The following is a 13,125-nucleotide window of genomic DNA, read 5'->3' on the forward strand; positions in this document are numbered from 1 at the left end:
TCAGGATTCCTTTTCGAGTTCGATAAAATCCTGCCGCGCAGGAGTGAAACAGTCGATTACCCTGCATTGCGTGTGCGCGATTGCGGAATGCGGCGCATGCGGGGGAATGTGGGCCGTCATACCCGGCGTGAGCAGCATTGTCTCGCCATCGACAGTGAATTCCAGCTCTCCTTCCAGCACGTGGCACCATTGCTCATGGAAATGGCTGTGCTCCGGCAGCACGGTACCGGCAACGATCGTAAAATGCCCGAACGTCTGCTGCTCCGAATGGCCCAGCGTGCCATAAATACCGTCCCAGATTTTGACTACTTTATTGGTTTTGAAATTGACGAAAGGCATTGTGAAATGAATTTGAATGCTATTTGAAAATGGTAAAAGTAGCTTTTGCAGCAATACGTTGTGCCGTAATTTTTGCTTTTTCTGGCATGAAACCCAGTTTTTCAGGAACGTCGCGACGAGCGCCCAGAAGGTCACGCCCATAGTCTGCCATGAGTGCAAACCTCCTCCATTTGATTCCAGCCGTCGCCGAAGCAACCGGCAAAATGCGATCATAGCCGAATGCGTCGTGGATTACTAGTTTTTCTTCATTGAAAGGATGTTCCGTGATGGATAAAAACTTTTCAACTCCTGCTCTTGCTTCCATGAAAAATAAGAATCTTGACCGTGGATTGATGTACCACCTTATTCCGCCCTCTGCCCGTACATGGTGATGGGTTTCGCGCGCATACCAAAAGCCTGAGCTGTACCACTGGCTGAAAAGATCCGGTAAAATGTCCGTTTGGTGATAGGCCAGCTGCGCGAGCCCGGAAAATCTCGGATTGATATGCCTTTCGAGCCAAACACCCGCACCCCATACGTAATTGGACTTGAAGTGGGAAATATAACCGCCGCCGTCGTCTTTAAATTTTCGGGAATCTTCATAGTAATTTCGGTGATAATAAGTGCGTCCAAGATCAGCCGATATTCCAAATTCCCACTTGGGAGTGCTCTGTGCGGCCAGCTTTTCGGATAGGCAGGACATAAAAATCATTGTAATGATTGTCAGCAGCGTTTTCATAGCTTACGGGTTTAAAATGGATGGTTGCAGATAACAACTTCGTTATGATTTATTCGGCTTGAATAGCAGGTTTGAACGGCTGGCGCAAGTGCCCCAACCGTTCAAATCAGACAGCCTTATTATTTTAGAATAACCGTCCTGGTTGACGTGCTGCCGCTTTCTCCTTTTAATTGCACCAGGTAGGTGCCGGAGGGGATATTGGACAACGAAACCTTTTGACGGTGAATGCCTTCGCCGGAAAGCGTCTGCCGGAAAAGCACATTGCCGCGCATATCCAGCACCGAGAGCTCGGTCTTTTCTCCTTTTTTCAGATAACAGGAAACTTCGAACTGTCCCGAGTTTGGATTGGGCGAAATAAAAAGACCAATTGCTGGTGTGGCTTCCTGATCTTCTGTACCAACCCTCGCATTGGCATTACTATTGACACAGATGCGGTCCTGCCGACAACTTCCGCCGCCTGCCCCCTGAATGCGGATGGTATTGTTGCCCGCGGCCAGGTTAACGCTGATCGTCTGCTCCGCCCACACAATGTTCCAGGAACCGGAGTGGGGTAAGTTGACGGTCTGGGCGCTGCCCCCATTTACCTGCACGGTTACCGTGGGAGCGGAGGAAGAGTAGTAGCGTAGCTTCACATAGTACGTGCCAGCCGCAGGAACACTTGTAATCGCGTAATCGACATAATGATTATTGTTGTTTTCCTCGCCGCGTGTTTGCCCGTTGGACGCATTCGGGTCGCTGGTGATGGCGCCCGTACCTGCCGACAATTCGGATTCTTTACATTGACTGAAGTTGGGAGAGCCGTTCACAGTTACCGTCACCGCCGCCTGGTTGCTCGTACAGCCGTTAACGGTGCAGGTCGCGTAATACGTGGTGGTTGACGCCGGGGCTACATTCACGGAACTATTATTTCCGAGGCCATTGGTCCAGGTAATTGTCCCATTGCAATTAGATGCGGAAAGCGTGCTGGACGACCCGGCATTAATGGTCGAAGGATTGGCGCTTACGGAAGGCGGGTTCGGTGGGTTACACCCGCCTCCGCCGGTTACGCAAATCTTGTCTTGCCGGCAGCTTCCGCCTCCGATACCCTGAATCTTGATGGTATTGGTGCCTGCGCTGAGATTGACATTGAAAGACTGTTCAGTCCAGACGATGTTCCAGGACCCGGAATGGGGCAGATTGACCGTTTGCCCGCCACCTCCATTGACACTCACACTCACCACCGGTGCACTGGATGAATAGTAACGGAGTTTGACGGCGTAAACCCCGTTGGAGGGAACACCGGTAACCACATAGTCGACGTAATGGTTGTAGTTATTCTCGGCGCCGCGCGTCTGTCCGTTTGAGGCATTCGGGTCGCTGCTTACCGGGCCATTGCCATTGGCATTTTCCGACTCGATGCAGGCATTCAGGGCACCTCCGCTGCTGACATTGATGCTGGTTGTGGCAGTTTTGGTACCACATCCGTTTCTTGTGGCGGTAACGGTGTAGGTATAGCTGCCCGTCGCACCGGGCGCATTGATATTAAGCGGGGAGGTACTGCCATTGACCCCATTCCCGCTCCATGCGTAGGAGACGCCGCCGCAATCGCCGCCTGTGCAGCTGTAAAGTAATTGCAAACCCTGGCCGGGAGCGGGGTTGCCATTGCTATTCGATGCCGACACATTAAAGTTGCAGTTGTTCTGGGTGGTGAGATTGAGCGGGACGACATTCAACAGGCAGCCGGTTTTGATTGTACTCACATTGTAGGTGTACGACCCCGGTGCCGCAGGTGCATTGATGGTGACCGATTTCCCGGTCTGCACCAACCCATTGCCGGTCCATTGAAAGCTGTTGATGTGTGAGCACCCTGAGCCCGAACAGTTGGCGGCGAGCGTTACCGGAGCCCCGCACGCAGGCGCAGCCGGTGAGGCGCTGGTTGTGATCGTAAAGTTGCAGTCGGTACAAGGCGTAACCTGCGAAATCCCTACCTGCGTCCACGCATACGCCGCCTGGCGGGCGACATCGGAGCAGGCACCATACGTATCGATCGCTCCTTGTATGGTTGCCTCCACCGCGTCATAATACGTGGAGTTGGATTGCAAATAGAACTTCAACGCCCGGTAAACCACCTTGGCCGGTTTCGCGTAATCCAGAGGCGTGCCGGTGGGGCCGCCTGTCCGCATGTACCAGTACCATTTGTTCATGACGCCGCTGTTGGTGTGGACTCCACCGTTGTCATTCGAGAGATCATTTGTTGGCAGCCAGTTGGGGCCCAGGTAGGTATCCGGCTGAGGGTCGTTGTCCCAGTTTGGGAAGGGCTGCTGCGGATTCGACATGCTCCTTAATTGATCGGCATCCTCGCCAATCCCATAATTTCCATTTGGGCCGAGGAGATGAAATTCGAGTGTGGCTCCCATGATATCAGAGATGGATTCATTTAAGGCGCCAGATTCGCCCTGGTATACAAGCTTTGCGCTAGTCTCAATCATTCCATGGGTATATTCATGCCCGAAAACATCCATAGTGACTAGACTATTGAAATTTGGGGCTCTTCCAAACTGGACTTGGTCGTTAATCCATCCTGCATTCACTTCGTCAGTCCCAACAACAACTTTCGGATGCGAGCCGTTTCCGTTATATCCATTACGTAGAAATAACAGCCAGCACATCTCGTGCATTTTCTGCGCAAGCCAATGTGCGGTTGTTGCATTTCGGTTTGCATTGCTCCAGTTATTCGTGGGATTAAAGACATCGGGATATACAAGCCAAGGGAATGTTGCATTATTACTCACCACTACCGTAAAAGTGGCGATTCTTGTATTCAACAGGTTGTTATAAGCACTCAATCGATATTGAGCACCCACTTGTTCGGTTTCGAATGTGATATTGGGTTGACCATTTAGGTAGCGGTTGTAATTGGGTATCATGATTGATGCTACCAATGGAGTGTAGGCAGTCAATCCAGCCTTGGGGAAATTCGCTTGGGGGATTTTCCTATGCGAGTCTATTAAACAGTTCATGAACAGCGGGACCTTTTTCAGAATATCCCCCGTCCGGGCATCCACATATATCCGGTAAGGCTCGTGAATGTTTCCCGATTCCAAGTCAAAAACCCAGGCCAGCCGGTAGTTTTCTTTCAAAAAATGCTCATTCTCCCGTGCGAGGATCAATGAGCCGGTCGGTAGGATATTGCCCTCAAAATTATCCTGTGTAAGTCTCTGTTCGTTCAGCGCGGTTTGTCGGGCAATGGCCATATCGATCAGTCCCGATAAGGTCATATCCAGCCCAGCCACGATTCTTCCGTGAGCAGTTTTCAATACATTTTCTATGGAATGTAGGCTGAACTCATTGCCCTCCACAGGTATGTCCTTATAGTACAGTTGAAAAAGCTGATGTCGCATCGCCACCGTGGTTCTTTCCGGTGTTTCTGTCTCGTCCTGAATCGCTCTCAGTTCATATCCTTCCGACAGGCCAAGGTTGCTTGCATAACGAACAATGAAGGTGTCCGGCGCAATGTGTGATGCCGGGTTGTCTTTCAAAAAAAGCCAGCCATAATCTGTCATCCTACTAAAAAGTGAGTCAAATGAAGCATTCCGGTTGCTCCGATAGTAGGGGTTGTATTGGGGTTGGGCCAAAGTAGTACCGGCAAGTGCCGCCAGCATTATGCATAGGATAGTGTTAAAAAATGTTTTCATGTTCAGTATGTGTTTTAGTTGATTTTTTCGATTTTGTCTATGTAGAGGGCGAGAATTGGACGATCAACGAGTTTTTCGCTATTCCAATCCAACAGTTTGCCGGAAATCTTATATGGAGATAAATTGGATTCATTCACCTCCCCGTATGTTAGCGGAAACCCGGCGAGTTTGTTGAGAGATTTTTCGCAAACGCGAGCAGTGTAAGTCCAATAGTGCTCGCGCCTTATAGTAGGGAATTTTCGAGTAAATCGGAATGAATAGAAGGCGTAATACGGAGGCCCTGTCAATGCTACCGGCTCATCTACGATGTATTCGACGTAATCAAACGAATAGGGATTGCAGCACGAAGCATCCCTACACTCCGGATCAGGCTTATCGCGCTCGCAACTGAAAACAGCCAGGAAGAACAATGTACTGGCGCAGGAAATCATTTTTCTTTTCATGTGTTAGGTGTGTTTTAGTTGATTTTTTCGATTTTATCGATGTATAAAGTGAAGATTGGCAGATCGACAAGTTTTTCCTGAGTCCAATCCACAAGCTTGCCTGAAACGCGATACGGAAACGAGTCCGCTGGGAACACATTCTTGTGCGTTAATGGAAGTCCCTGGATTTTATAAAGAGACTTGTTACAGATGTCAGATAGATCAGTGACATAACCCTTGCGTAGAGGTCGACTAGGGAACTTTCTGGAAAATTGAAAACCGTAATTGGAAAAATAAGGCGGGCCTGTCAACGACGCGGGTTCGTCTCGGATGTATTCCACATACGCATTGAAAAAGGGAAGACAGCACGAAGCGTCCCTACATTCCGGATCTGGCTCATCGCGCTTGCAATTGAAAACAGCCAGGAAGAACAATGCACTGGCGCAGGAAATCATTTTTCTTTTCATGTGTTAGGTGTGTTTTAATTGATTTTTTCGATTTTGTCTATGTAGAGAGCAAAACTTGGGTTGTAGAAAGGTCCTCTGTTGTTAAGTATCAGGAGTTTACCTGACACACGGTAAGGAAATGAATCTGGAGTGGCCTTGCTTCGATGTGTCAATGGGAATCCTTCAATTCTGTAAAGCGACTTTGGACAAATGCTAGCTTCACTGGTAGGAAACGGTGCACCGGCCTCCTTACTAGGCAATTGTTTTGTAAATCGAGCGGAATAAAAGAGGGAATAAGGAGGGCCAGTTAATGACACCGGCTCATCCTGAATGTATCGTGCATACTCCCAGGGATATCCGCAGCACGAAGCATCCCTGCATTCCGGATCAGGCTTATCACGCTCGCAACTGAAAACAGCCAGGAAGAACAATGCACTGGCGCAGGAAATCACTTTTCTTTTCATGAGTTAGGCGTGTTTTAGTTGATTTTTTCAAATGTGTCGATGTAAATGGACAAGACCGGGGTGGCTGTTAACCTTGGATTTACGACGTCGGCGAATACCTTTCCTGAAACCCGGTAGATGTACTCCGTGGCAGTGGTATCCTTAAATTCGGCGTCCGGGCTGAACCCTTTCACTTTGCCCCTCGAATTTGGACAAACTTGCAAGTACCTTGATCTGTACGGGTTTTTGGGGTCGGACGGATATGCTATGGCTGCCCGAAGTGCCCCGGATGAACCATTTGGGGATCCTATCAGATGTACCGAAACATCCTTTATACTTTCCACATATTGGTTGTAAGTTGGTCCGCAGCACGAAGCATCCCTGCATTCCGGATCAGGCTTATCACGCTCGCAACTGAAAACAGCCAGGAAGAACAATGCACTGGCGCAGGAAATAATGTTTCTTTTCATGGTTAATGTGTGTTTGGTTAAAATTTCGAGCAATGCACAACGTAAGGCTTGGAAGACCTGCATCTTTTCTTCCGTCCTATTCACCGATATCAGCACCCGCGGACGGGCATTGATATCAGACAAGACATGACCGTACAAGGCAGTGGTTTTTGCCCCTTATTCCTGTGTTTATTTTTCCCAGACGGGTGTGTTGGAGTGCGATATTTGGGACAATATCAAGGAGATATTTGAATAATTGAATATGAAAATCGGAGAAATGATCATAGGTACATGACTGATTATCAAGTGGTAGGAAATGAGGTGTTATGTAACGGTTGTGCATATAGGTATTCGTCTTCCTGCGTACCTCCTGTAATCCCTGCTTCCTTGAACCGGATACGGCAATTCCGTCAGAAGATGAGTGGTACGCCCGAAACCGTTATTGCTGAAACTTTTAAATAGCGGTCCGATGATTTTTTCACTTGTTTTCCTACATTTGTACAAACCGCACAAAATTTTAATATTTCAACATTGCGCAGGATCATTTCCATATTGCTGCTGGGGCTGTTGCTTTACAACATGGTGGGCTATTCGATAGTCTATCTGTCGGAGGAGCGGCATACCATCAGTGCGGCAGGGAAGGACCTGGTGGAGCAGGCGGCCGGTTCTGCGGATATTGTGATTAAAGTGCCAGTGGCAGTGCCGTACCAGACCAACTGGGACGCGCCGGAGCCTGTCCAGGGGCAGATCGAGCATGAGGGGCAGTTCTATCAAATGAAAAGTCAGCAACTGATCAACGATACATTGTACGTGCATTGCGAGTTCGACCAGACTGCCCGCGACCGCTTTTCGGATCTCGCTTCGAAGATCAACGATCAGGTGACGGGCCATGCAACCGGTTCGCAAAGCGATGCGCATTCGACCATTTTGAAGAATTTCCTCAAAGAATATATGACCGCCGGTCGCCAGTATGTATTTTATGTGCTGGAATGGGAGCCATCGAAACATTTGGCTCTGCAATCTCCTGTCAGATCTATTTTGCCTGAAAGATATTACTCCATACCATCTCCGCCGCCAGACCTGGCTTAGTTCATCTTTCTTTATTCTTCCTGAAAATGCAGAACGTTCATGTGTGTACGTTACGCGCGTCGATGTGATGTGTGTATGTATGCCGTTGCATACGTGAATGCCCGTATCCAGGAGGAAAGACCGATTTACTAACCCAGAAATCTTCTTTCTAATGGCGCATATTGCTCTACCCGATGAATCGCTGCCCGGCATCGTCGGCCTCTTTAACTTCCGGCCCGAAACGGCTGGCCCGCTGCAATGGCTGGCGGAAACGCTGCTGCGCGGCGAATCGCCGCTCACAAGCGGCGAGCGCGAACTGATCGCTTCCTATGTGTCGCTGCTCAACGATACGCATTTCTGTCATACTTCGCATGGTTCGGCAGCGATGGCACACCTCGGTTATGATCTGAGCCTGATCGACGACATCAAAAACGGCTTTCAGCAAATCGAAATTTCATCCAAACTGCGCGCATTGCTGAACATCGCCGCCAAAGTGCAGAAAAGCGGCAAGGCTGTGACCGACGAGGACATCGCAGCGGCCCGTGCGGAGGGCGCCGGTGACAAGGAAATTCACGATACGGTGCTGATCGCCGCGGCGTTCTGCATGTTCAACCGCTATGTGGATGGGCTCGGTACCTGGGCGCCGCAAGAAAACGAGGCGTACCGCGAAATGGGGCAACGCATGGCGTTTACGGGGTATGTGCGGTTTCCGGTCAAGCAAGATGCAGTTGAAGTGTAGGTGCGTGTGGTCATTTTTAGTCATGCGTTGTCAAGTGTAGTCAAATGTAGTCAAGTATAGTCAAGTATAGTCATGTGTAGTCATGTATTGACTATTCCTGACAACTCATGACCATCCTTGACCATCCCTGACCATCCCTGACAAAAAACTACCAGATCGTTTACACAAAAGGAGCAATGTACCATGCCACATATACCACTTCCGGAGCATTTGCCCGGGATTACGGGCTTGCTGGAATACAGCCGCGTAACGGCTGAGCCTATACGCCACCTGACGCAATTCATTTTGCGGGGCGAGAATTCGCTGTCGCCCGCGGAACGCGAGCTGATCGCTACCATTGTGTCGCATAACAATGAATGCCGGTTTTGTACCGCTGCGCACACGGCTGCGGCCGATTTGCTGTTGGGAGAAAACGAAACCTGCGAGATCATGAAACAGGATATCGACGCCGCGCCGGTGTCTGATAAAATGAAAGCATTACTGAAAATCGCGAAGCAGGTACAGGTGAGCGGCAAAGCGGTAACGGCGGAATCGGTTGCGAATGCGAAAGCACAAGGCGCCTCGGATACGGAAATTCACGACACAGTGCTGATTGCCGGACTTTTTTGTCTTTACAACCGCTATGTCGATGGTATGGCGACCGTCGCGCCGGCCGACCCGCAATTTTACACCGGCCTGGGCCAACGTTTAGTGGACCACGGTTACAACCGATTGCCGAACGGCTATGATCATTTGAAAAAGCAAACCCAACCTTAGTGACCTATTGAATCGAACTTCTATAAAACCTAACCTATGAAGAGAATTTTACCCATCCTCTACCTCATCATGAACCTGTGTTTCGCGGCGGGCATGGCGACACCGAGCGCGCTGGCGCAGGCGACGAAAGTATCGGGACATATTTTTGACAACGATTCGCAGAAACCGCTTTCGGGGGTGTCGGTTTCTGTCAAGGGCAGGAATACCGGTACCATTACCAATGCCGAAGGTTATTTTGAACTAAAAACCAATACACCAACCACGCTGATCATCTCGCTCGTGGGCTACGCAAGGCAGGAAAAAGAAGTGGCTTCTTCGGAGGGGCTGCGGGTGAATCTGGTACCGGCCATCGAAGAGCTGAACCAGGTGGTGGTAACGGCTTCAAGGGTGGAAGAAAGCATTCTGCGGTCGCCGGTGAGCATCGAAAAAATGGATTCCCGCGCTATCCAGCAGACGCCCTCCGCCAATTTTTACGATGGTTTGGTCAATCTGAAATCGCTCGATATGGTGACAAGCAGTCTGACATACAAACAAATCAATACCCGCGGGTTCAACACGACGGGCAACAGCCGCTTTTTGCAATTGGTGGACGGCGTGGATAACCAACCTTCCGGTTTGGGCTTCGCGATGGGTAACCTGTTCGGTCCGCACGACGTCGACGTCGAAAGCGCGGAACTGATCCCCGGCGCGGCCTCCGCATTATACGGCCCGATCGCATTCAACGGAATGCTCAATACACGCACCAAAAATCCATTTGAATACCAGGGAGTGAGCGTACAGACCAAGTTCGGCATCAACCACATCGGCGATGGTACCGGCCTTGGCGCGAAACCGCTTTATGACCTGGCCATCCGATACGCGAAAGCCTTCAACAACAAACTCGCATTCAAAGTCAATGCATCGTACCTCAAAGGCACCGACTGGTATGCCAATGATTACACCGACATTGACCCTAACACCAATCCTGAAAACCGCGGTCCGAACAACCCTGGACGCAACGCATTGAACATTTATGGCGACGAGGTGGCGCAGACATTGCCGAACATCGGTCGTGTGTCGCGCACGGGTTATGAGGAAAAGGACCTGGCTACTTACGGTGTTTACAGCCTGAAACTGAGCGGCGCATTGCATTACCGCTTTACCGACAAGCTGGAAGCCATTTATCAGGGTAACTTCAATCAGGGTACGGCACAATACACCGGCTCGAACCGGTTTGTGATCAACGATTTCAAATTCGTCCAGCACCGGTTGGAACTCCGCGGAAGTAATTTCTACGTGCGTGCCTACACGAACCATGAGTATTCGACCAATTCTTACAACACCCGTGCATTGGGGCAACAGATCAACCGCACGTGGGTGAAGGATTTGGCGGGTAACACCGTGGCGCCGAACAAGGCCGATTCGACCTGGTTTGCAAGGTATGCGGCTGCTTACACCGGCGCGGTCGGCGGAGTGACGCAACAGAACCACGCTGCAGCGCGCGCATTCGCCGACGAGGGGCGTATCGTTCCAGGGGCCGAAGCTTTCGATTCGGCCAAGGATCAGTTGATCAAAACACGCGGATTGGCTGGTGCTGGCATTCTCAGCCAATGCAGCCTGAATCACATAGAAGGAATGTATGATTTCAGTTCGCTGCTGAAAGTGATCAATTTGCAGGTCGGCGGTAACTACCGGAAGTATTTCCTCAACACGGGCGGGACTCTTTTCGACGATAAGGATAAAAACCTCACCAACGAGGAGTACGGCGTATTTGCCCAAGCTTCGAAATCCCTTTGGAAAGATCGTTTGAAACTGACCGTTTCGGGCCGTTACGACAAGAATGAGAACTTTGACGGACGGTTCACGCCGCGCGCATCCGCTGTTTTCTCACCCAATGAAAACCACCATTTCCGCGCATCTTACCAGACGGGGTTCCGTAACCCGACCATCGGCGATCAGTATATTAAGCTGAATGTCGGCCCGATCATCATCCTCGGCGGCGCGCCCGTGAATTCGGAGGGTATGAATGCGTATACCAATTCGGTGACGATCGCTTCGTTTTCGCAATTTGCTTCGGCATTCGGAGCGGATATGGCAAAGGGTATTCCGTTCCCGCAGGCCGTGGCCAACAACAAAAGCAAACTGGTAAAATCGGATGTGCCTTATATCAAATCCGAAAAGGTGAAAAGTTATGAAGTAGGTTACAAGGGTTTGATCGCTAAGCAATTACTATTCGATGTCAATTACTATTACAGCCAGTATACCGACTTCATTATCAATACCGTAGTTGCGGCAGCCCCTTCGAATATCCTGGCGGCGGACGGCTCGGTGAACCAGGCGGCTGCGATGGAATTGCTGGGGGCGGGGAGGCAGTTGTACCAGTTGTATACTAATGCCAAAGATAAAGTCTCCATTCAGGGTGTCAGCGCCGGTTTGACTTACTCTTTACCTAAAAATTACAAAGTATCGGCCAATGCGACCTGGATCGATTTCAACATGGGCGATGCTGATCCGAACAATATCCCGGCTTTTAATACGCCGAAATGGAAAACCAACGTCATGTTCGGCAATGCGCGCCTGACCGACCGGCTCGGTTTCAATGTGGCGTGGCACTGGCAGGAGGCTTTCGACTGGTACGGCACGTTCACCGAAATGCGTCCGGGTCGTGTGAATGCCTATAATTTACTCGATGCACAGGTAAGCTACCGCATTCCCAGCCTGAAAACGATTGTAAAACTGGGTGGTTCCAATATTACCAACAAATACATCGTGCAAGCTTACGGCTCGCCGGCAGTGGGTGGACTGTATTATGTAAGTCTGAATTTCGACGAACTATTCCGCTAATGGCTATGGAAACTTTGGAAATACAACGTGTGGAACCGATCAGCGTCAGCCAGAAATGGCTTGCGTTCATCCTGTGCGTGGTGGCCTACACGCTGAGCGGCACGGTATCGACGCTGATGTCGGTGTACCTGCCGGTGGCTATTCCGGAGCTGAAAGGTTCGGCAGTGAGCGAGGCGGAGCTGGGCGAAATAGGTGCTTATGTGAATGCAGTTTACCTCTACGGCTGGATGTGCGGCGGGTTGCTGTTCGGTGTGGTAAGCGACCGCATCGGCCGGAAGAAATCCCTGACGCTCGTTACCGCGCTGTATGGCATTTCGACCTGCCTCGTTACCATTGTTCCCGACTGGTACTCATTGTTGGCTATCCGTTTCACTGCCGGCATGGGCGTGGGCGGCGTTCTGCTGATCACGACGGTTTACATTTCCGAAATATGGGAGGACCGCAGCCGCGCGGTGGTCCTGGGCGTTCTGGCCGTTTGCTTTCCCATCGGTATTGTTACTACCGGGAGTCTTAATCTGTTGTTTTCAAACTGGCGCACGGCATTCGGCATTGGCTTCATCCCGGTTGCCGCTGCATTGCTGATCTTCCTGCTTTTGCCGGAGTCGGACCGGTGGAAAGGTGTCAGGACAGTCAGAAATGGTCAGGAAGGAATCTTCGATGCTCAAAATCTACCGAATGTGATCCGCGGGTCGCTGATTTTCGGTGCTGTACTGATCGGGCTTTGGGGGATATTCTCCTGGCTTCCTACGTGGGCACAGTCGTTGCTCGCAAGCGGGGAGGACGGGCAGAAAGAGCGGGGCATGCTGATGATCCTGCTCGGAATGGGCGGTATTACCGGCGGGGTGTTTTCGGGGATTCTGATGAACCGGTTCGGTAAGAAAAATACCTTGCTGGCCACATTTGCCACCTGCGTGGTGATGTGCGGAGTGCTGTTTATCACTAACCGCTCATTTTCCAATATTATCTACATCGAAACAGCCGTGCTGGCATTCTGTTTCGGGATCAGCCAGGGAGCTTTGTCGAGTTATATTCCCGAGCTGTTCCCATTTGCGGTGCGTGGCACGGCTACCGGTTTTTGTTTTAACGTCGGCCGGTTTTTTACCGCTACGGCGGTGTTTTTCATTGGCTCTCTTGTGACGGTACTCGGAGGTTTTGGGAATGCGTTGCTGGTGTTCTCACTGCCTTTTCTGGTGGCCTTGTTTGTCACATTCAGAAGCAAATGAGTTGGATTATGCGTATTATCATAGG

The 13,125-nt window shown here is 50.5% G+C and carries 12 protein-coding genes; 5 read left to right on the forward strand and 7 right to left on the reverse strand.

All coding sequences use genetic code 11. From position 1 onward, the window contains the following. The 7 genes from ACQ4MZ_RS01285 to ACQ4MZ_RS01315 all read right to left on the reverse strand — a co-directional run bounded on the left by ACQ4MZ_RS01285 (position 1) and on the right by ACQ4MZ_RS01315 (position 6,512). Entirely contained in the window at positions 1-339 is a 339-nt protein-coding gene (locus ACQ4MZ_RS01285) for a cupin domain-containing protein (protein ID WP_309989571.1), read from the reverse strand. Between the two features lie 19 nt (positions 340-358). After that, positions 359-1,057: a hypothetical protein gene (locus ACQ4MZ_RS01290; RefSeq protein WP_430842176.1), complete on the reverse strand. Its 699-nt coding sequence runs from the start codon at positions 1,055-1,057 to the stop codon at positions 359-361. A 119-nt stretch (positions 1,058-1,176) separates the two neighbouring features. Beyond that, positions 1,177-4,731, reverse strand: coding sequence for a M4 family metallopeptidase (locus ACQ4MZ_RS01295; protein ID WP_430842178.1), 3,555 nt, complete (start codon positions 4,729-4,731; stop codon positions 1,177-1,179). Positions 4,732-4,745: 14 nt separating this feature from the next. Further along, on the reverse strand, positions 4,746-5,174 hold the full coding sequence (locus ACQ4MZ_RS01300; RefSeq protein WP_430842180.1) for a hypothetical protein: 429 nt from the start codon (positions 5,172-5,174) through the stop codon (positions 4,746-4,748). Positions 5,175-5,188: 14 nt separating this feature from the next. After that, positions 5,189-5,620, reverse strand: a complete 432-nt coding sequence (locus ACQ4MZ_RS01305; RefSeq protein ID WP_430842182.1) for a hypothetical protein — start codon at positions 5,618-5,620, stop codon at positions 5,189-5,191. Between the two features lie 14 nt (positions 5,621-5,634). Beyond that, positions 5,635-6,063: a hypothetical protein gene (locus ACQ4MZ_RS01310; protein WP_430842184.1), complete on the reverse strand. Its 429-nt coding sequence runs from the start codon at positions 6,061-6,063 to the stop codon at positions 5,635-5,637. 14 nt (positions 6,064-6,077) lie between these two features. Next, complete coding sequence (locus ACQ4MZ_RS01315; RefSeq protein WP_430842186.1) at positions 6,078-6,512, reverse strand: hypothetical protein; 435 nt, start codon at positions 6,510-6,512, stop codon at positions 6,078-6,080. Positions 6,513-7,022: 510 nt separating this feature from the next. Between ACQ4MZ_RS01315 and ACQ4MZ_RS01320 the strand changes: the two genes are divergently transcribed. The 5 genes from ACQ4MZ_RS01320 to ACQ4MZ_RS01340 all read left to right on the forward strand — a co-directional run bounded on the left by ACQ4MZ_RS01320 (position 7,023) and on the right by ACQ4MZ_RS01340 (position 13,100). Continuing rightward, complete coding sequence (locus tag ACQ4MZ_RS01320; RefSeq protein ID WP_430842188.1) at positions 7,023-7,580, forward strand: hypothetical protein; 558 nt, start codon at positions 7,023-7,025, stop codon at positions 7,578-7,580. A gap of 97 nt (positions 7,581-7,677) precedes the next feature. After that, complete coding sequence (locus tag ACQ4MZ_RS01325) at positions 7,678-8,298, forward strand: carboxymuconolactone decarboxylase family protein (protein WP_430842190.1); 621 nt, start codon at positions 7,678-7,680, stop codon at positions 8,296-8,298. 183 nt (positions 8,299-8,481) lie between these two features. Further along, on the forward strand, positions 8,482-9,054 hold the full coding sequence (locus ACQ4MZ_RS01330) for a carboxymuconolactone decarboxylase family protein (protein ID WP_430842192.1): 573 nt from the start codon (positions 8,482-8,484) through the stop codon (positions 9,052-9,054). A 36-nt stretch (positions 9,055-9,090) separates the two neighbouring features. Continuing rightward, complete coding sequence (locus ACQ4MZ_RS01335; protein WP_430842194.1) at positions 9,091-11,877, forward strand: TonB-dependent receptor; 2,787 nt, start codon at positions 9,091-9,093, stop codon at positions 11,875-11,877. A 5-nt stretch (positions 11,878-11,882) separates the two neighbouring features. Further along, a complete protein-coding gene (locus ACQ4MZ_RS01340) occupies positions 11,883-13,100 on the forward strand; it encodes an MFS transporter (RefSeq protein WP_430842196.1) in 1,218 nt (405 codons plus the stop codon). Positions 13,101-13,125: the final 25 nt, after the last annotated feature.

The sequence above is a fragment of the Dyadobacter sp. BHUBP1 genome (assembly GCF_050587785.1).
Taxonomy (GTDB): domain Bacteria; phylum Bacteroidota; class Bacteroidia; order Cytophagales; family Spirosomataceae; genus Dyadobacter.